We start from the raw sequence: 286 nt of genomic DNA on the forward strand, positions 1-286 counted from the left end.
CTTCTCCTGCGGCACGTTCTGCAATGCGAACAGGACCTGGAAGATCGGATGGCGGCTCGCCTCGCGCGCCGGCTGCAGCTCCTGCACCAGGCGCTCGAACGGCAGGTCCTGATGTGCGAACGCACCGAGCGCGCTCTCGCGCGCCCGCCGCACCAGTTCGCGGAAGCTCGGATCGCCGCCAAGCTCGCCGCGCAGCGCCAGCGTGTTCACGAACAGTCCGATCAGCCCTTCCACCTCGCGCCGCGTCCGGCCCGCGATCTCCACGATGCGGCCGAGATACATCACG

1 protein-coding gene is annotated in these 286 nt (G+C 69.2%); it reads right to left on the reverse strand.

Annotated elements, in window-relative coordinates:
• Nucleotides 1-286 (reverse strand): condensation domain-containing protein (locus tag MOV75_RS42165; RefSeq protein WP_249796945.1); only part of this gene is annotated, 286 nt, incomplete at both ends.

This window comes from Bradyrhizobium sp. PRIMUS42 (genome assembly GCF_023006515.1).
In the GTDB taxonomy this organism is placed as follows: domain Bacteria; phylum Pseudomonadota; class Alphaproteobacteria; order Rhizobiales; family Xanthobacteraceae; genus Bradyrhizobium.